Here is a 24,209-nt window from a genome sequence, read left to right as displayed (position 1 = left end):
TTATTTTGGGTTCTTCTGTTTTAAATTCCACTGCAAATACGCGTTAATGAATGGATTCAAATCACCATCCATCACTGCTTGACCATTACCAGTCTCATAATTGGTCCGATGATCCTTAACCATTGTATAGGGATGAAAAACATAAGAACGAATTTGTGAACCCCAACCAATATCAAGCTGCTTACCCTCAATCTTGGCTTTCTCTTCTTCTTTTTTCTCTTGTTCACGTTCGTACAACTTTGATTTTAACATATTCATCGCTGTAACTCTATTCTGTAATTGTGAACGTTGGGCCTGACTTGAGGTGACAATTCCAGTTGGTAAGTGGGTAATTCGAACCGCTGAAGAGGTTTTATTAATGTGCTGACCACCAGCCCCACTTGACCGAAAAACATCAATCCGGAGATCTTCTGGGTTAATGTCAACGTTCACAGTTTCATCAAGCTCTGGCATAACATCAACAGAGGCAAACGACGTATGACGCCGCCCTGCTGAATCGAAAGGTGAGATCCGCACTAACCGGTGAACGCCTTTTTCTGATTTCAGGTAACCATAGGCGTTGGTTCCAGATACTAAAAATGTCACACTGTTGATCCCAGCAACGTCACCCGGTTGATAGTCTTCAACTGAAACCGAAAAGCCGTTTTGTTCGGCCCATCGTTGATACATCCGAAATAACATGGAACCCCAGTCTTGTGATTCAGTTCCACCAGCTCCAGGATGGATCTCAACAATTGCATTATTTTCATCGTATTTCCCATTCAAAAGTAAACTCAGCTGATAACTACTAAGTTCCTTTTGGGTCTTGGCTAATTCGTCATCGAACTCTTTCTTTAAATCATCATCACTAACTTCTTCAAGGAGTTCGAGGTTAACCTTTAAATCTTCCACCTTTTTAGCCAGTGAATTAAAATTATCATATTTTAATTTTAATCGATTGTTCTCATCAATTAATTTCTGGGCTTTTCTTTGGTCATCCCAAAATCCCGGTTCAGCCATTTTAGCCTCATTAACCGAAATATTTTCACTTAGTTGATCCAGGTCAAAGTGACCCCCTAAAGCCAGCTACGGCTTTTTCAATCTTTTCGACCTGTCCACGTGCTTCACTTAATTCCATTTCATACTCCTGAAGATGAAAAAACGGAGACCAAAAGTCCTCCGTTCTTAAACTATCTTTCCATATTTTGTCTGATCTCAGCTTTCATAAACAACCTAGTGACATCGTAGTCAATATCAGAGACCATTTCTTCAAACATTCTAAATCCTTCACGTTGATACTCAACTAACGGGTTTAATTGACCATAACCACGAAGACCGATTGACTCTCGTAATTGGTCCATTGAATCGATGTGGTCAGTCCAGTGTGAATCAACCACCCTAAGCACAACCACTTTTTCAAATTCAAGCATCTGTTCTGGATCCTGGAGCTCTTTTTCTTTCTTATCATACTCAGTATCAACGAGTCCCATCAAGTATGCCTTAATTTCATCACTTGATTTTCCCTTCAAGTCATCAATGCTAATTTGATCGGGACTAACTAATGAATTAATCGCAAAATCAAGGATGGTTTGGAGATCCCATTTCTTTTGATCTCCCTGAGTGTGCAAGTTGACAATTCGATTAACCGTTCGTTTGATCATTGGCATAATAACCCACTTAAGTGACTTATTTTCGTCAATCACCTTACTACGCTCACCGTAAATCACGTCACGCTGTTGACGCATCACATCATCGTACTTTAACACGTTTTTACGTGAATCATAGTTATTACCTTCAACTCGTTTTTGAGCCGATTCAACCTGCTTCGTGATCATGTGACTCCGGATAACCGCATCATCGCCCTCAACCTTCATTGAGTCAAGAATACTTTTAACCTTATCAGACCCAAATCGACGCATCAAATCATCTTCAAGTGAAAGATAGAATTGGGAATAACCAGGATCACCCTGTCTTCCAGAACGTCCACGTAATTGATTATCAATTCTTCGTGACTCGTGTCGTTCGGTCCCGATAACCGCTAATCCACCTAATTTGACCACTCCAGGTCCAAGCTTAATATCAGTTCCACGACCGGCCATGTTGGTTGCAATGGTAACAGCTCCCTTTTGACCGGCGTTAGCAACAATGTCAGCTTCTTTGGCATGATTTTTCGCATTCAAAACTACGTGAGGAATTTTTTCTTCATCAAGTCGCTCTGAAAGATATTCAGAAGTTTCAACCGCAACCGTACCAATCAGGATTGGTTGTCCCCGTTTGTGTAAATCTTTAATTTTGGCAATAACGGCGTCAAATTTTGATTCCAAACTTGGATACAAAACATCTGGCTCATCAATTCTAACAACCGGTTTATTGGTTGGAACCGCAATGACATCCATGTTGTAAATTTCTCGAAACTCATCCTGTTCTGTCTTAGCGGTACCAGTCATTCCAGCTAATTTACTGTATTGTCTAAATAGGTTTTGATAGGTGATGTTAGCCATCGTCTTGCTTTCTTCTTGGATGGTAACACCCTCTTTAGCCTCAAGTGCTTGGTGAAGTCCATCTGAAAAACGACGACCTTCCATGATTCTTCCGGTAAAGGAATCAACGATTAAAACCTCGTCTTTTGAGACAACGTAATCTTTATCTTTTTCCATCACGTAATTGGCACGTAAAGCCTGATCCAAATGGTGGGTTAAAGCAGTGTTTTCCGTATCATAAAGGTTATTTAAATTGAAGTACTTTTCAGCTTTTTCAATTCCAACATCTTTCAAAGAGACCGTTTTAGTCTCTAAATCAACTTTAAAATCCGTTTTAGGATTTAGTGTCTTGGCAAATTTATCGGCCTGCATGTAAAGCTTGTTTGACCCACGAGCTTCACCAGAAATGATCAATGGGGTTCTGGCTTCATCGATTAAGATCGAATCAACTTCGTCGACGATGGCAAAATTAAGTGGGCGTTGAACCCGATCTTCTTTATAAACCACCATGTTATCCCTTAAATAATCAAATCCAATCTCACTATTAGTTGAATAAGTGATGTCGCTATCATAGGCAGCTCGTTTTTCTTCCGGATTCTTATCAGCCGAGTTCACCCCGACCGTTAAGCCCAGCCAATTGTATAACTGTCCCATTTGAGTGGCATCACGTTGTGATAGGTATTCATTAACCGTAACGACATGAACACCTTTCCCTGATAAAGCATTCAGGTAGACGGGCATTGTAGCCGTTAACGTTTTCCCTTCACCAGTCTTCATCTCAGCAATATTACCCTCATGAAGGACAATTCCACCCATAATCTGGACTCGAAATGGATTTAGTCCGAGCACTCGTCTGGCACTTTCACGGGCAACCGCAAAAGCCTCAGGTAACATGTCATCTAAGCTTTCACCATTTTGATAACGCTTTTGAAATTCTGGAGTTTTAGCTTGTAATTCCTTATCACTTAATTTTCGATATTGTTCTGAGTATGAGCTGACCTTATCGGCGAGCTTTCCTAATCGTTTCAGTTCGCTTTTGTCGCTTTCAACCCATTTCTTTAAAAGGTTTGTTGCCATTGATTGATTTCTCCTCTAGTGTCTAAACCGTTTTTGTTTCTCGAATTCTCAGTCTATTTTCTTATTCTAACATTTTATCAAATCAATTAAAAATTCATCACAAAAAAACAGAAATATGATATTTCTGTTTTTTCTAACGATCGGTTTTAATTAACCCATAGTCCCCATCATGTCTTCGATAAACAATATCAGTGGTGCCATCGGTGACATCAACATAGACAAAAAAATCATGCCCAATCAAATTCATCTGAATAACGGCATCTTCCGAAGTCATCTTCTGTAAAGGAATCCGCTTTTTCCTAACGATCTTAGATTCAGCTAATCGTTTATCGGGATCATTAAAAACGTGGGATAACTTATGCTCAGTTAATTCTTCATTTACCTTTGAGCCATATTTATCGATCTGTTGCTGGATATCGTGAATCGCGATATCAATGCTTTTGTGAATGTCATCAGAGTTGCCCTCACCTCGCAGTAAGAAGTTCGGTAGGATAATAGTGATTTCAGCTTTGATTCGTTCGTTAGAATAGTTCATAAGATCAACATGAGCAGTCCCTTTCACGTTTACATCAAAACGTTTATCAATTGTTTTGACGTGATGATTAATGTAATCACGGAGATCACTGGTGATTTCAACATCATCACCTCTTAATTTAGTTTCAAGCATTTTAATCTCTCCTATGCTTAGTATCATTGTCTTCAAACGAATCTCTTATAACTATTATAAATTCTAATCGATTAAATAACAATCAATACTAACGTGCAAGGGTAATACTTGAGACTTTCTTAACCCCATACGAATATAACAGTTTAGCTGCTAAGTGCAGGGTGGTTCCAGTCGTATACACATCATCAATCAAACAAACCTTTCTCCCACGTAGGTTGTTAGTCGACCACTCCGGCTCAACGTAAAATGGTTGTTTTAAATGCATCCTATCAAATTTATCTTTTTTGGACTGGGGTAAGCCCTTTTTTGACACCGCTCCTAAGACCTTTTGATATTTCACACCAGCTAACCACCCCTCAACCTGATTAAACTTTCGCACCTCAAACGTTTTCTTACTAATCGGGATGGGAACAATCATACCGCCGTCGTTATGGTCAAATATAAAAGACTGAAACTGACTCTGAAATAGTCGCCTTAACCGATAATCACCCTGAAACTTGTACCGAGCCATATAATCACTCACTTCATCATATGGAAACAACGCATGATTAATTAATTTGGGACCAGATTGATCTTCCCAAATTTTACAATCATCACACAACTCTAATTTCACTTGCTGCTTGCCACAATCTGGACACGCCGTTTTTAAATCAATGGGACAAAAAATTTTTTGACATTCATCACACATAATTGGCGGGGCAAAGGAACGAAAACTTAAAATAAAGGAAATCCTCATATCACTTCTAATAATTTGATTACACCATAAACATTTATTCATTATTTTTTAATTTCATCCCTCTGCGATTCATAGCCCTAATCTCATTTTGGGCGCTAGTAATTCGTCTTGAAAAACTGCCCACAAAAAAATCAACGTTACCGGTCGGTCTGGTCCTTTTTCGACCCACTCTTCCTGCCATCTGAACTAATGACGACGTAGAAAAGACCTCATCGTCGGCTCCCAGTACCATTACATCAATATCCGGAAAAGTCACTCCTCGTTCTAAGATGGTCGTAGTAACCAAAAATAACACTTGCTGGTCACGCATGGCTTGAACCTTTTCCATTCGTTTCTTGTCAGCAGAATAAACACATTCCCATACCTTTGGACCACGGATTTGTTTGCTTAAAATCCGATCAACCACCGGTAAATCTTTAATCTTAGGAACAAACAATAAAAATCTTCTTCTAATTGCAACGTTACGCTGACACATTTTAATTAATTGATGGGGTAACCTTCCCTTTGATAATTGCATCCGCCATTTTCTTGACAAGTGAACTTTAATCACGGGCAATAAATGACCATGAAACCTGATCGGCAAATAACTCATATCTCCATTTCCACGCGTGATTTGGGTTCTCAGTCGTTTACTTGGAGTGGCACTTAACATGATTCTTTGTCCCGTAGTCTTTAAGGCATGCTTTACGGCAAACTCCAGGTTAACGTTGTTAACGAATGGAAACGCATCAACTTCATCAATAATCAATAAATCAAAAGCATGAAAGAAACGCATGAGTTGGTGGGTAGTACAGACAGTTAGTTGACAATATCGGTAATCATCCTTACTTTTACCATGTAATAAAACCATATCAAGGTTAGAAAAAGCCACTTTAAGACGCGGATAAAGTTCCGAACACACGTCAACTCTGGGAGAAGCAATGGCAATTCGAAATTTACGTTTAATTGCCCATGTTAATACCGGAAAAAGCATCTCGGTCTTACCAGCCCCAGTAACCGCCCACAGTAGATGATCACGGTGATGTTTTACTGATTCAATCATCCTTAACGCACAGTCTTTTTGATTTACAGTTAGCGTCCCATCCCAAGTCAAAACATTACTTGGAACCACAAAACGATTTGTTTCTAGGACACTAACCAGTTTCATCGACGAATCAATTCGCCCCATTTCGATGCAATTGGGGCAGTAAAAAATATGATTGGGAAGTTCACATTTTGATTTTTCACAATTGAATCCACATCGGTTACAATGAATAGTAGTTTGATTAACCGTTACCGCTAATTCAAAATTAAGAAGTGGATCACTTAAAAGCATCGGATCAATCAAAGTGCTTGGCGTAAGTCTTCCCATTAGTTCTTTTTGATCTTTGATCATTAACTATCCGCCTCCATTTTTAAATACGAAGAACAGGAATAATTTAATGCAAAATTCTTTTTTAACCATTAAACAAGCTGGTCAAAATGAAATTATTATCAAAAAATCAAAGTTTATTGCTTCCGTATCTCGTGTCACGGACGAAGCGAGTGCTCAAGCATTCATTGCCAGTATCAAAAACCAAAATAAAAAGGCCAACCACAATTGTTTTGCCTATGTTATTGGCCCAAATGATGATATCCAGCGAGAAAGTGACAACGGCGAACCCAGTGGGACTGCCGGGATTCCAATCCTGGATGCCATTAAAAATATGGAACTTCACGACACAGTAATCGTAGTAACAAGGTACTTTGGTGGCATCAAACTAGGTGCTGGTGGCCTAATTCGAGCATATAGTAACTCGGCATCGGATGTGATTGAAAGGGTTGGAATCAGCAAAATGACGCTTAAAACTGCACTTACTATTTCAGTATCCTATAAGTTAAATGATAAACTCCAATATTTTCTTAAACAAAATAATCTACCAATTACTAACGTTGAATATGACACCAGTGTTCGGGTAAGCACCGCCATTTCAAATCATGTGATTGATGACTTCAAAACAAAAATCAACAATTTGCTTGCAGGAGACGTTCAATTCAAGATTGGTAAGGAAGCTTATTTTGAGAGTCCAGTTTAGTCTAAAAAGAGTAGTTCACCTTCAATGAACTACTCTTTTTTGTTTGATTTGGTTTTATGCTTTGCCTTGGTTTTAGTGATTTCGGTTTCGTGATTAGCCTTACTGGTTGTTCCAGTCACAACACGTTTAATCAAATTAAGCAACGGTTGCCGGTTCTTTCCGACTAATCCAATGGCTTCCACAAAAAGCTCAATCCCAATCAAAGTGGCAACCGTCAACAACACTGATCCCCAGAAACTGGACAATGGATAGAGTAAAGAGATGAAAGCGAAAATTAACGCAATCCCGTAAATCACCAAAACCGTTTGTCGGTGGGTCAAACCAATCTGCATCAATCGATGATGCAAATGGTGCTTATCAGCGTGAGAGATGGGTTGCTTGTTCAAAATCCGCCGTAAAATTGCATAAGCGGTGTCCGAGATTGGGACTCCCAAAATCACAACGGGAATAATGACAGATATGAAGGTGGCGTTTTTAAGACCTTGTAAAGAAAAGACCGAGATCATAAAGCCAATTAATAGGGATCCGGTATCACCTAGATAGATTCGAGCTGGGAAAAAATTATACGGTAAAAAACCCAAACAGGAAGCGGCAAAGGTGAAAATCATGATTGATACGTAAACGTTACCGACATTTAAAAAGAATAACCCGATGATTCCCATGGTAGTCAGAGCAATAATGGCAATCCCCGTCGCTAGTCCATCCAGTCCATCGATTAAATTAATTGAGTTCGTAATCCCCAGAATCCATATCCAGGTAATTGGTAGACTTAACCATCCCAGACTAACATCACCAAAGAATGGGAGCGTAATGGAGCTCATCTGAATGCCCGCAAAAATGTACACCCATAGTGCTGCTAGTGAGATCCCAATCACCTTTTGTCGTGGCTTCAATTCAAAAATATCATCAATGACCCCCGTCATAATGATAATAATTTCTCCGCCCAGAATTCCCCACAACTTACTAGATGGAATTTGGTTCCGCAAAAAAACGCAAGTCGTAATGGTATAAGCAATAAAAATTGCCAGACCACCTAACGTTGGCATTGGAATTTTATTTACACGTCTTTTATTCGGTTTATCAATGGCGCCAATTTTGAATGCTAAAATTCTGATAAAAGGGGTTAAAACCGCCGACATTATCATCGTTGCAAACAAATAGACGAATATTTCAAATTTCAATTAAGTATGGCCTTCCACGATTAAGTTTATATTCAATTATACAAACGGAAAATAACAAACACAAGCTTCCCTTTATTTAATTTATGATAATTAAATCTAATGATAACAATTAAAATTTTGGTTTGTTTTTTAGTTCATTTCATATATTATATTAAATATAGAAATAGCTAAATCAATCACATACTTTTGAAAGGAGTCAAACATGCAAAATAAAGAAGAAAAATCTCAAAAAGATGCTCCATTGTTAACTCAACTCGGTATCTTTGGGGTCATTTTATTCGTCTCAAGTCTAATCTCAGCACTCTTTCCAGCCAACTTTCCAGTTCCAACCCCAGTAATTGGGTTGGTGATATTATATTTGTTATTGACCTTTAAAGTCATTAAACAAGAACAGGTCGAAAAGGTCGGATCATTTTTTATTGGAATCCTAGGATTCCTTTTTGTCCCTTCTGGAATTCAATTAGCGGCCTCCCTCGACATTATGAAACATTCTGGCGTCAAACTAGTGATTATGATCATTATTTCGACAGTTGTCATGTTGGTGTCGGTGGCTTTAGTTGCTACTTTTTTGATATGGGCCCGCAATAAAATTTTTGGCAAAAAACAAGATATCGATAAGGAGTAACCAAATATGCAAACGGAACTATTAAAATTTTTAGGCAATCCAATGTTTGGAATCGCTCTATCATTGGTGGTCTATCTGATTGGATCATTTCTATTTAAAAAATTTAACGGCTTTTTTCTTTTTCAACCATTATTTGTTGGAATGGTGCTCGGGATCTTTGTTCTCTGGTTAATGAGCAAAGCAACGGGGATTAACATTACCTGGATTTACACTCATCTGTATAAGCCCGGTGGTGATATTATTTTTTGGTTTCTCTTCCCTACCACGATTGCTTTCGCAGTCCCACTCTTCAAGCGAAACGACATCGTGAAAAAGTACTGGTTTGAAATTTTGTTATCACTAATAATCGGTTTAACCATTTCGGTAATCATCATGTACTTTGTCTCCAAGTTAATTGGATTAAACAAGTCGGAAATTGCTTCCATGCTTCCGCAAGCTGCCACTACCGCAGTTGCAATGCCAATCGCCCAAGGCATTAACGGTGTGCCAGCAATTACCGCTATGGCATGTATTTTAAACGCTGTTATTATTTACGCACTTGGCGACTGGATCATTAAAATATTCAGATTGAAGAACCCCATCGGAATTGGATTGGGGCTTGGAACGGCAGGACACACCCTTGGATCAGCTAAAGCCCTTGAACTTGGTGAAGTTCAGGGCTCCATGGCTGCGATTGCGGTGGTCATTATTTCGGTGGTCGTTGATATCATCGTCCCACTATTTGCTCATATTGTGCACCTTTAAATCTAAATCAAAAAAGCTAGGCTATGTTAAACATAGCCTAGCTTTTTGTTCTATTATTCACTTAAATGATAGTTATACGTCGATACAATGATGTCCTGACGTGAATTCAAGGCACTTCTTAATCGAACAGCAGTCTGATTATGAAGGACTTGTTGCCAGTAGTGTTTTGGTACAAACTGAGGAACCAAAACTGTCGTAGTATAATTGCGATCCTCATCCTGTTTCGCAATAACATCACAGAAACGAAGCACTGGATCGACAACCGAACGATACGAGGTATGAATATCGACAAATCGAATGTCTGGATACTCTTCCTTAAACTTCGTTGAAATTTTCTCTTCTTTTTGCGGATTATCGGCAAACGAAACGTGCATGGCAATGACATTGTCACCAATCGATCTCGCATAGTTAATTGCTTGTCTAGTAACTTGGGTAACATTTCCCACTAACACGATTACCGTTGAACCAGCATAGGTATGATTCTCATAATTCGGATCAGTTGAAATACGAAGCTGCTCAGCAATTCGCTGATAGTGAAGATGAATTTTGTAAAACATCAAAAGGAGCAACGGCATGATAATGAGATATGGCCAAACGTTTGCAAAATGAAGTGCAAACAGGAAGAAGACTAACATCACTGAGATGAACGCTCCAATAAAATTAATGACAGCCTTCACCGGCCATAAGCCATCTTTATTTCTGAACCAGTGAACAATCATTCCAGATTGAGACAACGTAAATGGAACAAACACACCAACAGCATAGAGTGGAATTAAGAGATTGGTTTTACCCTTAAAGAGGACAATTAAAACAATCGCACCTAAAGCTAACGAAATAATTCCATTTGAATAACCTAGTCGGTCACCCTTATCCAGGTAGGCATGTGGCAAATATTTATCCTTAGCCATGTTGTAGGCCAAAATTGGAAAGGCTGAGAAACCAGTGTTAGCAGCAACAGCTAAAATCAAGGCCGTTGCAAGCTGAAGTAAGTAGTACATGATTCCGTGACCAAAGACATTGGTACCAATCTGTGATAAGACGGTATCCTTAGCGTTAGGAATAACTCCCATGTAGTAACTTAGAAAGGTAATCCCAGCAAAGAAGATTCCTAAAATAATGGCCATGATACCTAATGTATTGGCAGCGTTCTTTCGTTTTGGTTGTTTAAAGTTCGGAACCGCATTACTAATGGCTTCAACTCCAGTTAACGATGCTGAACCAGATGAGAATGCCTTAAAGAATAATACCAAGGTCATTCCCTTAACTGAGGTATTCAGTGGAGCATACGCATGATAAGTAATTTTATTAGTTAAAATATTATAAGCACCAACAATGATTAAAATGATAATCATCACAATAAATAGGTACACTGGAATAACCAGGAATGAAGCTGAATCATGCATTCCACGAAGATTCAAAATCATGATAAATATTACAATTAAGATTGCGATCGGAACCTGATAATTATATAGCGCAGGGATGGCAGAAGTAATTGCTTCAGTCCCAGAAGTCGTTGAAACGGCAACCGTTAACATATAATCAACTAATAGGGACCCACCGGCAACTAAACCAGCAGTGTCACCCCAATTGGTTCGGGCAACAACGTAGGCACCTCCACCAGATGGATAAGCATAAATAATCTGTCGATAAGATAATGTGATTGCGGCTAACAGAACCAACACTAGTAGTGCGACCCACATTTGATACATTAATGCCGCGGTCGATAAGGTAATCAAAACGGCAGTGATCTGTTCAGTACCATAAGCAACTGATGATAAGGCATCAGATGATAACAATGCTAAACCTTTGAACTTAGTGAGAGATTGACCAGAGCCTTCCGTTGTCTTAAGCGGACGTCCAATAATTAATCTTTTTAAATACCGCCACATTTAATCCATACTCCTTTAATATGTCATATTTAACCTAGTAAAACCGTAATTTTAAAGTCAAATGCAATTGTACTACATTAAAGTAGATAATTCATCATAATTGGAAATAAAAAAGAGTCCATTCGGACTCTTTTTGGTTAAAACTTAAATTACATCATTCCACCCATTCCAGGTTGTTGTGGAGCAGCTGGTTGATCATTATCATTTTTTGGTTGTTCGGCAACAACGGCTTCAGTAGTTAATAGAAGAGCTGAAACAGATGCAGCGTTTTGAAGTGCTGAACGGCTTACCTTAGTTGGGTCAACGACACCAGCCTTGATCATGTCTTCGTACTTGCCAGTCAATGCATTGTAACCAATGCCTGGTTTTTCGTCTTTCAAATGATCAACAATAACTGAACCGTCAATCCCAGCATTTTCAGCAATTTGTCTTACTGGCGCTTCTAGGGCTTTAACAACAATGTTAACTCCAGTTGCTTCATCACCTTCAGCAGGGATTTTATCAACGTCATTCAAGATGTTGATAAAGGCTGTACCACCACCGGGAACAAATCCTTCCTCAACAGCGGCTCTAGTAGCATTCAAAGCATCTTCAATTCGGTACTTACGTTCTTTAAGTTCAGTTTCAGTGGCTGCACCAACTTTGATAACAGCAACTCCACCAGCCAGCTTAGCTAAACGTTCCTTCAACTTATCACGGTCAAAGTCAGAATCAGTGGCATCAATTTGTTGTTTGATTTCATCAATTCGTTTGTCGATAGCTTCTTTGCTACCCTTACCTTCAACGATAGTTGTGCTGTCTTTAGTAACGTTAACCTTATTAGCTTGACCTAACTGATCAATGGTAGTGTCTTTTAGATCTAATCCAAGATCAGAAGTAATTACAGTACCACCAGTCAAAGTAGCGATGTCTTGGAGTTGTTCTTTACGACGATCACCAAAGCCGGGAGCCTTAACAGCTACAACATTAAAGGTTCCACGCATCTTGTTCAAAACTAAGGTTGGAAGAGCTTCTCCACCAATATCATCAGCAATGATCAAGAGTGAACGACCTTGTTGTACGACTGATTGAAGTAATGGCAAAATGTCTTGGATATTAGTGATTTTCTTGTCAGTAATTAAAATGTAGGGATTATCTAGGTTAGCTTCCATTTTTTCTTGGTCGGTAACCATGTATTGTGACATGTATCCACGATCAAATTCCATACCCTCAACAACGTCTAAACTAGTGTCAACACCACGTGATTCTTCAATCGTAATAACACCATCATTACCAACTTTTTCCATTGCGTCGGCAATCAAATTACCAACCTTTTCGTTAGCTGATGAGATTGAAGCAATTTGAGCGATATCTTCCTTGCTAGTTACTTGGTGACTCATCTTGTGAAGACTGTCAACGGCTGTTCTAGTAGCCTTTTCGATTCCTTGACGAACTCCAACGGGATTAGCACCAGCGGTAACGTTCTTCATACCCTCTTTAACGATTGCTTGGGCAAGAACAGTAGCAGTAGTAGTACCATCACCGGCAACGTCATTGGTTTTAGAAGCAACTTCAGATACTAACTTAGCACCCATATTTTCAAAGTGATCTGGAAGATCAATTGCTTTAGCAATGGTAACACCATCATTTGTGATTGTTGGATCTCCAGCTTTTTCTTCTAGAACAACGTTACGTCCTTTTGGACCCATAGTTGTTTTTACAGTGTCAGCTAATTTGTCAACACCATTTAACATCGAATTTCTAGCATTTTCAGAAAACTTAATTTCTTTAGCCATTATTATCACCTCATATTAATTAATTTATTTTTATTATTTAACGATTGCAAGTAAATCTTTTTCGTGCATTACAAGGTATGGAGTACCATCATATTCAACCTTTGTCCCTGCATACTTATCAAACATGACCATGTCGTCTTCTTTAACAGAAGGGGCAACTTTTTGTCCGTTATCAAGAACTCGACCCTCGCCTACAGCGACAACTTTACCCATCTGTGGTTTTTCTTTAGCGTTATTTGCTAAAACAATTCCACCGACGTTTTTTTCTTCTGGTTCTTGCACTTCGACAATTACGCGATCTCCTAATGGTTCTAACACGTTAATCCCTCCAATAAATATCTTTATTAAATTTTAGCACTTGCACTTATCAAGTGCTAACTTACATTCTTAATATATTATTTTTTCACAACTAATGCAAGAACTTTGCCCGATAAAAATAAAAAAGCATCCAAAATTGGATGCTTAATCTTTATCATAATGATCAATAAAATAGATCAATGTTTGCAGTTCATTAGTCAAATCAACATTATGAACTCTAATTTCCTTTGGAACCGATAATCGGACTGATGTGAAGTTTAAAATTCCTTTTACACCCGCTTTGGCAACTTGATCAGCAACTTGTTGAGCAACTTTACCAGGAACTGTGAGAATCACAACACTGATTTGTTGATCTTTAAGCTGTTTTACCAATTGATCCATTGGGTAAATTGGAACCCCACCTTGAATGGTATTAACATTTTTAGGATTAACGTCAAAAGCAGCGGAAATTCTAATATTACTATCCATGTGGAAGTTAAAATTCAAAAGGGCATGACCCAAGTTACCAACACCAATCAATGCTACATTGGTTAATTGATCTTGGTTCAAGATCTTCTTGAAAAATTCTAGTAAACTGTCTACGTCATATCCATAACCTCGCTTACCAAGGGCACCAAAATATGAAAAGTCACGACGAATTGTAGCAGAATCCACTTGAATTGCGTCGGCCAATTCATTTGATGATATTCGTTTCTTTCCACCGTCATGTAAAATATTTAAATAACGATAGTAAAGCGGCAATCGTTTCGCGGTTGCACGTGGAATTTTTGTCTCAGCCATTTTCAAATCTCCTATTATTATTGTCGAGATTAATAAGTCACAAAATTAATTCTAACATAAAGAAATTGTTTGTGAAATAATATAAAAATGAAATCAGCTGAAAAGCCCCACAGGGCAGGATAAATTAATTTAATAATTTGTTGTTAACGATTTATTTTTCATTTTGAGCCCACTCAAATTCTAATCCTGGATCAGCATTTAGTGAAGCTTTTCCTTTTTCCTGATGGTGCTGCATTGCCGCTGCAGCAGCTCCTATCATGGCTGCATTATCTCCACACAACTTAAGTGGAGCCTTGACAAATTCCACATTTTCCTTACTGGCAATCGCATCTAGTCGATTTCTAATGCCCTTATTCGCGGCAACTCCACCAGCTAAAATAAACTCTTTTACAGGATAATTTTCAAGCGCACTTTGTGATTTTTTTGCCAAAACGTCCACTACGGCAGCTTCAAAACTAGCAGCTAAATCGTTCTTATTTATAATCTTTCCAATCTGATCGGCATGGTGAACGGTATTGATAAAAGCACTTTTAAGTCCGCTAAAACTAAAATCATAATTACCATCTGATTCCATCGCGCGTGGAAAATTAAAAGTATCCTTTCCCTTTTGAGCCATTTTGTCAACGGTTGGACCAGCTGGATAATTAATTCCTAAAACTCTACCAATTTTGTCAAACGCTTCACCTGCGGCATCGTCTCTAGTCTCACCGATGATCTCAAACTTACCTTCTTCGGGCATAAAAACAAGCTCCGTATGACCACCAGATACCACAAGTGCCATTGCTGGAAACTCAATTGGCTTAATAAAGTTAGTAGCATAAATATGTCCTGCAATGTGATTAATTGGAATGAGGGGTAGATGATGAGACCAAGCTACCACTTTGGCAGCGGTGACTCCAATCAAAAGTGCACCAACCAATCCTGGGCCATAGGTCACAGCTACTGCCGTTAAATCATCGTATGTGACGTTTGCACGTTTCAAAGCATCATTTATACAAATGGTAATCTCTTCAATATGATGACGACTAGCCACTTCTGGTACCACACCACCAAATCGCTGATGACTTTTAATCTGAGTTGCAACGACGTTTGATAAAATTTCTTTACCATCCTTGATAACAGCAACACTTGTTTCATCACAACTACTCTCAAACGCCAAGATCACACTATTATCTTGCATTAATCCTCACCCGTCTCTAATTATCTTCCAAAATTATTTGGTGCCACTTTTTGCTTGGATAAATCCAGTTTCATTACCACAGCATCTTCACCATCATTATAGTAATCTGGATCAATTCCAACCTGAACAAACCCAAGATCCCGATTCAAATCTTGAGCTTTAATATTTCCTAATCGAATTTCGATTGAAACACTTTTAAGTCTCATCAGTCGTGCTCTTCTGATAACCATGGTAAGCAAAAAATATCCCAATCCGCGATTTTGGAATTTGGGTAACACCGCAATATTTTCAACGTGACAATTCTTACTATCACGAGAAATCGAACAACCGACAAAAGCAATCAATTCGTCGGCTTTCCTAATTACCAAGTATAAACTGTTTTTGTGCTTTTTTAGATCATTTAGGAAACGTTCTCGATCCCAAGCTGCCTTTTTGTCGTAAACCTCTTCTTCAACATTCACAATGTCAGGGATGTCAGTAATAGAACCCTTGCCAAAATAGTAATCGACTCCATTCACATCAACAATGTGATTTTTAATCTGAAGTCCCCGCTGAATCTTAGCTTCTTCCTTTTTTTTAACGTTCTTTTTTAACCATGCCTCAATTTTCTTCAACATAAGACTCGTTTTCCCTCCCCGGGTTTAACTTTTGCCAGTCTGCTTGTGCTTTGGTTAAACGAAGATAATTGGGATTAAAATTGTTAACATCAGCAACTGGTTCTTGCTTTTCCCCATAGATACCAATTTTAGCTGCCTGTGGCAGGTTATCAATTCCAGTCATATATTTGAAATCTTTCCCGAAATGTTGTTTTAAGCGCTCGGAAAAATGAGCAACATCACTTCCAACGAATACGATGGGCTCATCAAACTTGTCCAGTTCGGTCATCCACTTATCAAAATTAACGTGTTGATCTTTAATTACCGACTCGGGACCACGATCGGAAGTACGGTACAGACCAGTAAACAAATTATCGTTTCTACCATCAAATAATGGCACTACCAACTGGTCGTGTTTTTGCACGTTTAAAACAAGCGCCATGAGACTTGAAATGCCAACCAAATCAATATTCAATGTATCGGCCAAAACTTTTCCAACCGTGGTGGCAATTCTAATCCCAGTGTATGAACCAGGACCATTACTTACGACTACCCGATCCAGATCTTGTGGAGTTAAATTGGCATACTTAACCAACTCTTCAACCACTGGCATTATGTATTCAGCATGTTTTCTATGCGTTGTCATCGTGGTTGTTGCTAGCACCTGTTCGTCTTTTAAAACTGCTACAGTTAATGGTTGATTAGAGGTATCAACTGCTAAAACGTGCATATTATTTACTTCCTTCTTTATTCAGCTTCTTCCATTTAATTTCGGCAATCGATTTAGTATCATCGTTGACCGAAATATCGTGGATCGATTGAATTTGATCACCGGTATTAATGAGTTTGCTTCGACTTACGACCGGATCACCATATGTAACTTCATCTTCATACTTAATACTTACTTGCTTTGGAACGTGAGTTGCCAAAAAATCATAGGATAAATCATCAACCATCCATCCAATGTATTTGGCATTATTGACATGAGAATTCCAATCAATGTCAGTAAAACGAACGTGATACTCAGTCTTCATAAGATTTTGTTCATCATGAATTTGAGGAATCTTTCTTAACCGTTGAATCCTTCTTACTCGATCACAGTGATAAGGAGTAATCATATCTTCCTCTAATCGAACCATTTTCCTAGATTTAATGTCCATCATGACCCACAAACTGCCAACATGAACTAATTCATTGCCGTCAACGTCTCTAACCCAGAATTCACGGTACGCAAAGTACTTAGTGTATGAAGTTCCCCTCGTTTGAACCTGAATTTTTTCATGAACTTTAGGAAGACGCGTAATATCCATGTCGGTTTGAACAACAACCCAAGTTACGCCATGTTCAATCACATGTCTGGTACTTACACCGAGTGCTTTTGCTTGGTCCTGTGAAATCATAATGATCACGTCAATTAACATTGAAAGAGTAATGTTACCCAGTAAATTGGTTTCATAGTACTCAACTACATGGTCTTCAGAAAAAATATCTCCAGTCATCTTAATTCCTCTTATCTTATTCTATGTGGTGGTATTGATTATAAACATCCTGACGGACTAGCCCATTTTGCTTAGCGACTTGCTTAATCGCGCCATTTGGCTTTTCACCGTTACTAATTAATTGATCAACCTGCTCGTAAACCGATAATTGAGCTTCATTTTGCTTCTCTTCATGAAGTTTAAACCCGGCTGAATTCCCAGAAACTAGAATGACAAACTCTCCTCTAATCTCATTTTGTTTGGACCATTCCACTAAATCGTCAAGACCACCACGAACGTATTCTTCAAACTTCTTAGTGAGCTCTCTTGCAAGCACTGCCTGCCGATTTCCAAAAACCTTTTGCATGTTTAAGAGCGTCTTTTTAAGTCGATGAGGCGCTTCATAAAAAATCAAGGTCGGATATTCTTGTGCTAAAATCTTTAGTTCATCAACCTGCTCTTTGGGTTTCCGTTTTAAAAATCCATAAAACAAAAACGGTTGAGGTTTAAGTCCTGAAGCAATTAAACTAGTAAGGCCAGCGTTTGGTCCCGGAATGCTTATCACGGAAATATCATGTTCAATGCACTGCTTTACTAATTCACGTCCAGGATCACTAATTGAAGGCATTCCTGCATCACTGACTTGTGCAATTGAAATCCCATTGATTAATTTTTCAACTAATTCAGGTGCTCGTTGTTCAGTATTATGCTCATGAAAACTAATTTGTTTGGTCGTAATATCAAAATGATTTAAAAGTTTCTGGGTATTCCTCGTATCTTCAGCGGCAATCAAATCAACATCTTTTAAAATATTGATGGCTCTAATCGTCATATCATCAAGATTACCAATTGGTGTAGGAACCAGATATAAACTGCCCTTATTATGATCTGCAAAACTTTTTTGAACTGATAAATCCAATGGAATTACCTTTCTCCGTAAATGATATCGGTACAAAACATACAACTACTATTACTGTTACGCCGTTTTCCATAAAACTGTGTGCAAACATGAAATCCTTCGTTATACAACTTTTCCAAGTTTTTCTTGGACATCGAAAGTTGCTGCTTCTTTTTGTTTTTCCCATCTTTTCCCGAAATTAACTCTCGAAGATGTTCATTTTCAATCTTCAGTTCTGAATTTTCCTCGATGACTTTATCAATTTCATCCCGAAGATCACCAATTTTTTCACTCATTAATTCCGATTGTGATTCCAAATTATTAAATTCTTCGTTAACATCTGATTCTTTCAATCGACTTTTGCTCCTCCTTCAATGACTGCTAAACATTTCAGGGTAATAACCTCCAAAATATTTTGGAAGCTAACGTTTAGATCTTGTTTTTTGGCACTGTTCAAGACCGTTGTGATGATTTCAATTAATTGATCATCTGATAACTGGTTAGCCATCTGTTTCAAAAGGGAATACTGATCACCAAATCCTAAACTATCAGGCTTTAATTCCCTAAACTTGACATCAAAGACATCCTTAAAAATTTGATAAATCATTTTTAAAGTCATCTGTTGTTCAAACCGACCCGTTATATTAGGCATAAAGCTAATTTGAACGCTCGTAAAAGCGCGATAATCATCATTAACTAATTCATTAAACCAGTGCTCAACTATCTCTTTAACCTTGTTAAACCAACCGTCTTCAAGCATTTTATCAATTGAAGATAAGTCCTCAGTTAATTCTAAAATAAGATTACTAGACGTTTTCGATAACCCTCTATCAGTTACGTACTTAATCAAGTTATCTTCGTTAATTTTGGGAAATTCTACTAACTGCGTTCTAGATATGATGGTTGGTAATATCTTTCGATAGTCATTGGTAAGTAAAAAGGAATTAACTTGCCCATTTGGCTCTTCAATAAACTTTAAAAGACTATTAGCAGCACTAGTAGTCATCGTATCGGCCCCGTCAATAATGAAAACCTTCTTGTTTCCTTCAACCGCACTTTTAGAAAATTCATGTTTTAAATGTCGAATTGAATCAACTTTGATACTTCTGCCATCGGGTTTGATCATCACCACATCAGGATGTTCGTCTTCTGCGATCCGGACACACTCATTACAGATGCCACATGGCATGTCATTTTGAACGTTATTACAAAACAACCGCATTGCAATCGTCTTTGCAACCGCTAATTTTCCCAAACCATCCGAACCCGAAAAAAGATACGAGTGACTGAGATCTTGAGCCGAAATAACGCCCATAAAGTGTTGTGTTAAAGTAGCTTGTTTTTGGGTAGCCTGTTTAATTATGGTCTGAGCTAAAGTTTCTTCTACCATTATATTAACTAACTAGAAGCGATTTAATGATTCCATTGGCAAAATCATAACCGTTGCTCCTCCAACCTGAACTTCAACTGGGTAAGACGTCTCACTAATGCTTCCAGCTAAACTAACTGGTGGCGTCATGTATTGTTTTCTAGTTTCACAGGTTGTTTTAATGATATCCAAAATCTCGTCGACCTTATCATCTTTAGCTCCAATCAAATAAGTGACGTTTTTAGCCTTCAAGAATCCACCCTTAGTGGATAATTGGGTTGCCTGGATCTTATGTTTGATGAATTCAGATTGTAATTTGGCTGCATCCTTATCTTGGATAATTGCAATAATTAACTTCATAACTGATCCTCCTATTTACTTTCGTTAAAATATCTAGCTGCTCTCTTATACAATACGGAAATGACCTGATCTACTACTTGTTCAATTGGCTTAGTAGCATCAACCTTAATAACACGCTTGGGATTCTGCTTAGCAATTTCATCATAAGCTTCATGAACCCGAACATAAAAATCGTGTTCTTGAAGATCCAATCGATTAACTTCCTCACTCCGATGTTCAGCAATGCGATCTAATCCAACGTCCACTGGGACGTCAAAATAAATGGTGGTATCGGGCATTAAACCCTCAGTAGCAAACTGATTCATTGATAAAACGGCGTTTTCACCAAGTTCTCGGCCCGCTCCTTGATACGCAATTGAACTGTCAAGATAGCGGTCGCACAAAACTAATTGACCGGCCTTTAAAGCTGGCAAAATGGTCTTAACTAAATGCTCTCTTCTGGCCGCCGCAAACAAAAGCGCCTCACAACGGTCATCCATATCTGACTCGTTTTTATTCAAAATTATCTGACGAATTTGCTCGGAGACTTGGTTCCCACCTGGTTCACGAGTAGTTAGCAATTGGTCTTTAAGCATTGGTTTAATTTTATCAACCACCTGATTTAAAACGGTGGTTTTTCCAGCACCATCGGTGCCTTCAAATGTAATAAATTGTCCAGTCATATTAGATTCAGTCCCAGCATTTTTGCTATTTTCATTGTACTTTAAGTTATATTTATTGTCTATTTAAAAAGCCAGCTAGGATCTAGCTGGCTTACGTTTAATTTTCATATACTGACGGTTGAATCCGATCATTTTTAATGTTTCGTTTTCGTGCTTGCCGATACATAAACATGTATTTTTGCTTTGTAAGCATCGTTTGTGCAAATAAGTGACTGTCCGTTTCGGAAACAGCTTGTTCAGTTTGCACAGCCTGATCCCAATCATTTTTTAAAAAATTGATGGTATCAAGCAATTGGTCATCATAATTTTGCTTCATAGAACTATATCTAAATAACGAAAACATCGTTCATCCCTCACATTTCGGTGCGTCCAGAAACTGCCTTTGAAAGGGTCATCTCATCTGCATATTCAATATCACTTCCAACTGACAATCCATGAGACAATCTGGTAACTTTAATGCCTGCTGGCTTAATTAACTTTGCCAAATACATTGCCGTTGCTTCTCCCTCAGGAGTTGCATTAGTAGCAATGATGACTTCTTTAACTTCTTCGTTTTTTTGCAGTCGTTTGATTAAAGAACTGATATTGATGTCTTCAGGACCCTTCCCCTCAATTGGGGAAAGCACTCCGTGTAAAACGTGATAAAGACCATTATAATCCTTCATTTTTTCCATCGTCATCACATCTTTAGACTGTTCCACTACCATAATCTTACTTTGATCACGACTTTCATCGGTACAGATCTCACAGGGATCGGTCTCGGTGATATTGCCGCAAATTGAACAAAAACGCAAATCATTCTTAGTTGAAGTTAAGGCATCCGCAAAGTTTTTTACATCGGTTTTATTCATATCAACCGTATAAAATGCCAATCTAGTGGCGGTCTTTCTGCCAATTCCTGGCAAATGCATGTAACTATCGATTAGCTTAGCAATTGGTTCTGGGTATTGCATTTAAATCCCTTCTTCTACATACCTGGAATATTCATTCCCTTGGTATACTTTCCCATCTTATCTTGAGTGGTCTTTTCAATCTGTGAAAGTGCATCGTTAACCGCACTGATCACTAGATCTGAGAGCATGTCTGGATCGTCTGGATCAATGGCCTCTGGTTTGACGTTCATGTCCTTCATCTTGCGGTCACCAGTAAAGGTAACGGTCACCATATCTTCTGGAGCTTTTCCAGTGAATTCACTCTTCTCAATTTCTTCTTGTTCATTTTGCATTTGTTGTTGCATCTTACGAGCTTTTTGCATCATCTTTCCCATGTTCATTCCGTTCATAATTATTCTCCTTTTAATTAATCATCTTTAACATCAATTATATCATCACCAAACATCTGCTTGGCAGTATTAACCGAATCATTGTTATCTTTATCTTTGGTCGTTTCAGTTTGTTCTTGCTTTTCGTAAGCTTTATTCGTATTAGAAACCGCTTTTTCTGACTTGGGGTTTGACTGAATTTTTTCATTATGAGACCGGTGATTTTTAAGGTAATCACTTCTAAGTTGTGGCCATTCATCATTTGGTACAAACACCACCATTGGAACAAATCCTAAAATACGATCAAGGCCATTTTGAAGTGCATCCATCAAATCACCATCGGTTCCAGCCTTCTGATACAAAAAACCATAATCAAAGGCAACAACAACTCCTTTATCACTCGCAGCAACGGGGTTTGAGACATGCATCACGGCTCGTTGCGTGACCGACAACGACTGAAGTAATTCCTGCCAGATATCCTGATAGGTAGTCAGATCTTTTCTAGTGGCCTTTTCTAGGATATCGTAAACTTTCGTCAAATTAACTCGGACCTGTTTGGTGGAATCATAATGAGTGGAATCAGCGATTGGTTTAGATTTAGTTGATTTAGGTTGCTTATCATCATCAGTTGACGTTGACCCATTGCCCAGTTCCGACTTTAACTCACTAACTTGATTTTGCAGCTCAGACAGTTGCTTTTTTAAAACTTTCGTATCCATATCATCGCTTTTTGATTCGTTATCTGGGTCACTTTCTTTTTGATTTGCCAGTTTAACCGTTAAAATATCCAAATAAACATCGGGATGAGACGAATAACGCATCTGACTTTGAACGTCACTCATAATTTCAACGTAATGATATATTAGATTACTATCTACCTTATCAGCAATCGTCTTAAAATTGTCGCCTAAAAGGCCAAGTTCGCTCTTTTGGACCATTTCTGGATCCTGATGATATAACAAAATGTTCTGACAATAATCAATTAAGTCCTCAATAAACTGATTAGCGTCTTTGCCGTCATCAAGAATTTCTTGAACCATTTTTAAACCCGTCGAAACGTCTGAATTAAAAACGGCCTCAAAGTACGACTGAATTCGATCCCTGGTGACACTGCCAGTGACTGACAAGGCACTTTCATATGTCACCTTATCATTACTGTAGGAAAGAGCTTGGTCAAGGATACTAAGTGCATCACGCATCCCACCCTCAGCACTTTTAGCGATTACCTTTAGCGCTTTGTCATCGTACTCAATGCCCTTTTTTGAAAGGATGTATTCCATTCGTTGCAGGATATCACTAGCCTTGATTCGCTTGAAATCAAAACGTTGTGTTCGTGAAATGATGGTAGCAGGAATCTTTTGGGGTTCAGTGGTAGCCAATATGAAAATGACGTGCTCCGGCGGCTCTTCTAGTGTTTTAAGCAAGGCATTAAAGGCCCCCGTCGACAACATATGCACTTCATCAATGATATAAACTTTATATTTACCTTCCGTTGGGGAATACTTCGCCTTATCGCGAATATTTCTGATCTCTTCGACCCCATTATTAGAAGCAGCATCAATTTCAATGACATCATTAAACGCACCCTTATTAATCGCTAGACACGTTGCACACTCATTACAGGGCTCGCCATCCTTTAAATTAGGGCAGTTAACCGCTTTAGCCAAAATTTTAGCGGCGGAAGTTTTTCCCGTTCCACGGGGACCCGTAAATAAATACGCATGACTAATTTGGTTAGTTATCAATGCGTTTTTTAGAGTCTGAGTAATGACCGGCTGCCCAACAATTTCATCAAATCTTTGTGGACGCCAGGTCCGATATAGTGCTTGATAACTCATGAAATGCTTCCTTTCGCCAAAAATTGATACCATTAATTATTATATCTTGAAAATTGATGAAATGCTAATAACTTTAAACGACATTTTGTCCAAAAAAAATCTCCCAGTCAAACGACTAGGAGTTTAATTTCTAAAAACGAGAAGCACAAGGCAAAAGATACTTAGTGCTGCTTCCTTCCGGACCTGACACGGTTCGTAAGTCTGCCCTTGCTTCAGGGCCTTACGGCATTAATTATCATAACCGAAAAATCCACAAATGTCT

General features: G+C 38.4%; 26 protein-coding genes and 1 other RNA gene. 3 read left to right on the top strand and 24 right to left on the bottom strand.

What is annotated here, in order from left to right; translation table 11 throughout:
* The 5 genes from prfB to AC6UC9_RS06545 all read right to left on the bottom strand — a co-directional run bounded on the left by prfB (nt 1) and on the right by AC6UC9_RS06545 (nt 6,314).
* Nucleotides 1-1,117 (bottom strand): peptide chain release factor 2 gene (gene prfB / locus AC6UC9_RS06565; RefSeq protein ID WP_500699853.1). Its coding sequence is split into 2 segments (ribosomal slippage): nt 1-1,044 and nt 1,046-1,117, totalling 1,116 coding nucleotides; the frame shifts between segments, so codons are not numbered across the junction.
* Nucleotides 1,118-1,169: 52 nt separating this feature from the next.
* Nucleotides 1,170-3,536 (bottom strand): preprotein translocase subunit SecA, encoded by a 2,367-nt coding sequence (gene secA / locus AC6UC9_RS06560; RefSeq protein WP_500701508.1) that lies wholly within the window; start codon nt 3,534-3,536, stop codon nt 1,170-1,172.
* A 133-nt stretch (nt 3,537-3,669) separates the two neighbouring features.
* Nucleotides 3,670-4,203 (bottom strand): ribosome hibernation-promoting factor, HPF/YfiA family, encoded by a 534-nt coding sequence (hpf, locus tag AC6UC9_RS06555; RefSeq protein ID WP_500701507.1) that lies wholly within the window; start codon nt 4,201-4,203, stop codon nt 3,670-3,672.
* 88 nt (nt 4,204-4,291) lie between these two features.
* The gene (locus AC6UC9_RS06550) at nt 4,292-4,981 is read right to left on the bottom strand and encodes a ComF family protein (protein WP_500701506.1); all 690 of its coding nucleotides are present in this window, start codon (nt 4,979-4,981) and stop codon (nt 4,292-4,294) included.
* A complete protein-coding gene (locus AC6UC9_RS06545) occupies nt 4,974-6,314 on the bottom strand; it encodes an ATP-dependent helicase ComFA (protein ID WP_500701505.1) in 1,341 nt (446 codons plus the stop codon). The genes AC6UC9_RS06550 and AC6UC9_RS06545 overlap by 8 nt, the downstream gene beginning before the upstream one ends.
* Before the next feature lie 46 nt (nt 6,315-6,360).
* Between AC6UC9_RS06545 and AC6UC9_RS06540 the strand changes: the two genes are divergently transcribed.
* Nucleotides 6,361-6,993, top strand: coding sequence for a YigZ family protein (locus tag AC6UC9_RS06540; protein ID WP_500696126.1), 633 nt, complete (start codon nt 6,361-6,363; stop codon nt 6,991-6,993).
* 29 nt (nt 6,994-7,022) lie between these two features.
* Here AC6UC9_RS06540 and AC6UC9_RS06535 read toward each other — a convergent pair whose 3' ends face one another.
* Nucleotides 7,023-8,174 (bottom strand): glycosyltransferase family 4 protein, encoded by a 1,152-nt coding sequence (locus tag AC6UC9_RS06535; RefSeq protein WP_500696127.1) that lies wholly within the window; start codon nt 8,172-8,174, stop codon nt 7,023-7,025.
* Between the two features lie 202 nt (nt 8,175-8,376).
* Between AC6UC9_RS06535 and AC6UC9_RS06530 the strand changes: the two genes are divergently transcribed.
* Both AC6UC9_RS06530 and lrgB read left to right on the top strand, forming a co-directional pair.
* Entirely contained in the window at nt 8,377-8,799 is a 423-nt protein-coding gene (locus tag AC6UC9_RS06530; protein WP_500701504.1) for a CidA/LrgA family protein, read from the top strand.
* Nucleotides 8,800-8,805: 6 nt separating this feature from the next.
* Nucleotides 8,806-9,543 (top strand): antiholin-like protein LrgB, encoded by a 738-nt coding sequence (gene lrgB, locus AC6UC9_RS06525; protein WP_500701503.1) that lies wholly within the window; start codon nt 8,806-8,808, stop codon nt 9,541-9,543.
* Between the two features lie 53 nt (nt 9,544-9,596).
* On the opposite strand, the gene kimA is transcribed toward lrgB, so the two are convergent.
* From kimA to ffs, 18 genes are all read right to left on the bottom strand, one after another.
* Nucleotides 9,597-11,432 carry a potassium transporter KimA gene (gene kimA, locus AC6UC9_RS06520; protein ID WP_500696129.1) on the bottom strand — a complete coding sequence of 612 codons (1,836 nt, stop codon included), beginning with the start codon at nt 11,430-11,432 and terminating at the stop codon, nt 9,597-9,599.
* Between the two features lie 149 nt (nt 11,433-11,581).
* Entirely contained in the window at nt 11,582-13,207 is a 1,626-nt protein-coding gene (gene groL, locus AC6UC9_RS06515) for a chaperonin GroEL (RefSeq protein WP_500694453.1), read from the bottom strand.
* Between the two features lie 33 nt (nt 13,208-13,240).
* A complete protein-coding gene (groES, locus tag AC6UC9_RS06510; RefSeq protein WP_500694454.1) occupies nt 13,241-13,525 on the bottom strand; it encodes a co-chaperone GroES in 285 nt (94 codons plus the stop codon).
* A 144-nt stretch (nt 13,526-13,669) separates the two neighbouring features.
* On the bottom strand, nt 13,670-14,305 hold the full coding sequence (locus AC6UC9_RS06505) for a redox-sensing transcriptional repressor Rex (RefSeq protein ID WP_010021811.1): 636 nt from the start codon (nt 14,303-14,305) through the stop codon (nt 13,670-13,672).
* 151 nt (nt 14,306-14,456) lie between these two features.
* A complete protein-coding gene (gene tsaD / locus AC6UC9_RS06500; protein WP_500701502.1) occupies nt 14,457-15,485 on the bottom strand; it encodes a tRNA (adenosine(37)-N6)-threonylcarbamoyltransferase complex transferase subunit TsaD in 1,029 nt (342 codons plus the stop codon).
* Between the two features lie 20 nt (nt 15,486-15,505).
* Nucleotides 15,506-16,102 carry a ribosomal protein S18-alanine N-acetyltransferase gene (gene rimI / locus AC6UC9_RS06495; protein WP_500696132.1) on the bottom strand — a complete coding sequence of 199 codons (597 nt, stop codon included), beginning with the start codon at nt 16,100-16,102 and terminating at the stop codon, nt 15,506-15,508.
* Entirely contained in the window at nt 16,086-16,811 is a 726-nt protein-coding gene (gene tsaB / locus AC6UC9_RS06490) for a tRNA (adenosine(37)-N6)-threonylcarbamoyltransferase complex dimerization subunit type 1 TsaB (protein WP_500701501.1), read from the bottom strand. Before tsaB ends, rimI begins: the two co-directional genes overlap by 17 nt.
* A 1-nt stretch (nt 16,812) precedes the next feature.
* Nucleotides 16,813-17,580, bottom strand: coding sequence for an acyl-[acyl-carrier-protein] thioesterase (locus tag AC6UC9_RS06485; protein WP_500701500.1), 768 nt, complete (start codon nt 17,578-17,580; stop codon nt 16,813-16,815).
* 16 nt (nt 17,581-17,596) lie between these two features.
* Nucleotides 17,597-18,478, bottom strand: coding sequence for a 16S rRNA (cytidine(1402)-2'-O)-methyltransferase (gene rsmI / locus AC6UC9_RS06480; RefSeq protein ID WP_500701499.1), 882 nt, complete (start codon nt 18,476-18,478; stop codon nt 17,597-17,599).
* A gap of 5 nt (nt 18,479-18,483) precedes the next feature.
* Nucleotides 18,484-18,810, bottom strand: a complete 327-nt coding sequence (locus tag AC6UC9_RS06475; protein ID WP_500694460.1) for a DNA replication initiation control protein YabA — start codon at nt 18,808-18,810, stop codon at nt 18,484-18,486.
* Entirely contained in the window at nt 18,807-19,847 is a 1,041-nt protein-coding gene (holB, locus tag AC6UC9_RS06470) for a DNA polymerase III subunit delta' (protein WP_500701498.1), read from the bottom strand. Before holB ends, AC6UC9_RS06475 begins: the two co-directional genes overlap by 4 nt.
* A gap of 12 nt (nt 19,848-19,859) precedes the next feature.
* Nucleotides 19,860-20,186 (bottom strand): cyclic di-AMP receptor DarA, encoded by a 327-nt coding sequence (gene darA / locus AC6UC9_RS06465; protein WP_500696137.1) that lies wholly within the window; start codon nt 20,184-20,186, stop codon nt 19,860-19,862.
* Nucleotides 20,187-20,197: 11 nt separating this feature from the next.
* A complete protein-coding gene (gene tmk, locus AC6UC9_RS06460) occupies nt 20,198-20,848 on the bottom strand; it encodes a dTMP kinase (protein WP_500701497.1) in 651 nt (216 codons plus the stop codon).
* Nucleotides 20,849-20,945: 97 nt separating this feature from the next.
* A complete protein-coding gene (locus AC6UC9_RS06455) occupies nt 20,946-21,164 on the bottom strand; it encodes a YaaL family protein (protein WP_500694464.1) in 219 nt (72 codons plus the stop codon).
* Between the two features lie 37 nt (nt 21,165-21,201).
* Entirely contained in the window at nt 21,202-21,801 is a 600-nt protein-coding gene (gene recR, locus AC6UC9_RS06450) for a recombination mediator RecR (protein WP_500694465.1), read from the bottom strand.
* 14 nt (nt 21,802-21,815) lie between these two features.
* Entirely contained in the window at nt 21,816-22,133 is a 318-nt protein-coding gene (locus AC6UC9_RS06445) for a YbaB/EbfC family nucleoid-associated protein (protein ID WP_500696169.1), read from the bottom strand.
* A 14-nt stretch (nt 22,134-22,147) separates the two neighbouring features.
* Nucleotides 22,148-23,947, bottom strand: a complete 1,800-nt coding sequence (gene dnaX, locus AC6UC9_RS06440; protein WP_500701496.1) for a DNA polymerase III subunit gamma/tau — start codon at nt 23,945-23,947, stop codon at nt 22,148-22,150.
* A 132-nt stretch (nt 23,948-24,079) separates the two neighbouring features.
* An RNA gene (gene ffs / locus AC6UC9_RS06435) (signal recognition particle sRNA small type) lies at nt 24,080-24,166 on the bottom strand.
* Nucleotides 24,167-24,209 lie beyond the last annotated feature (43 nt).

This window comes from Fructilactobacillus sp. X7R4C1, from assembly GCF_059901115.1.
This window is presented reverse-complemented; position numbering and strand designations above follow the sequence as displayed.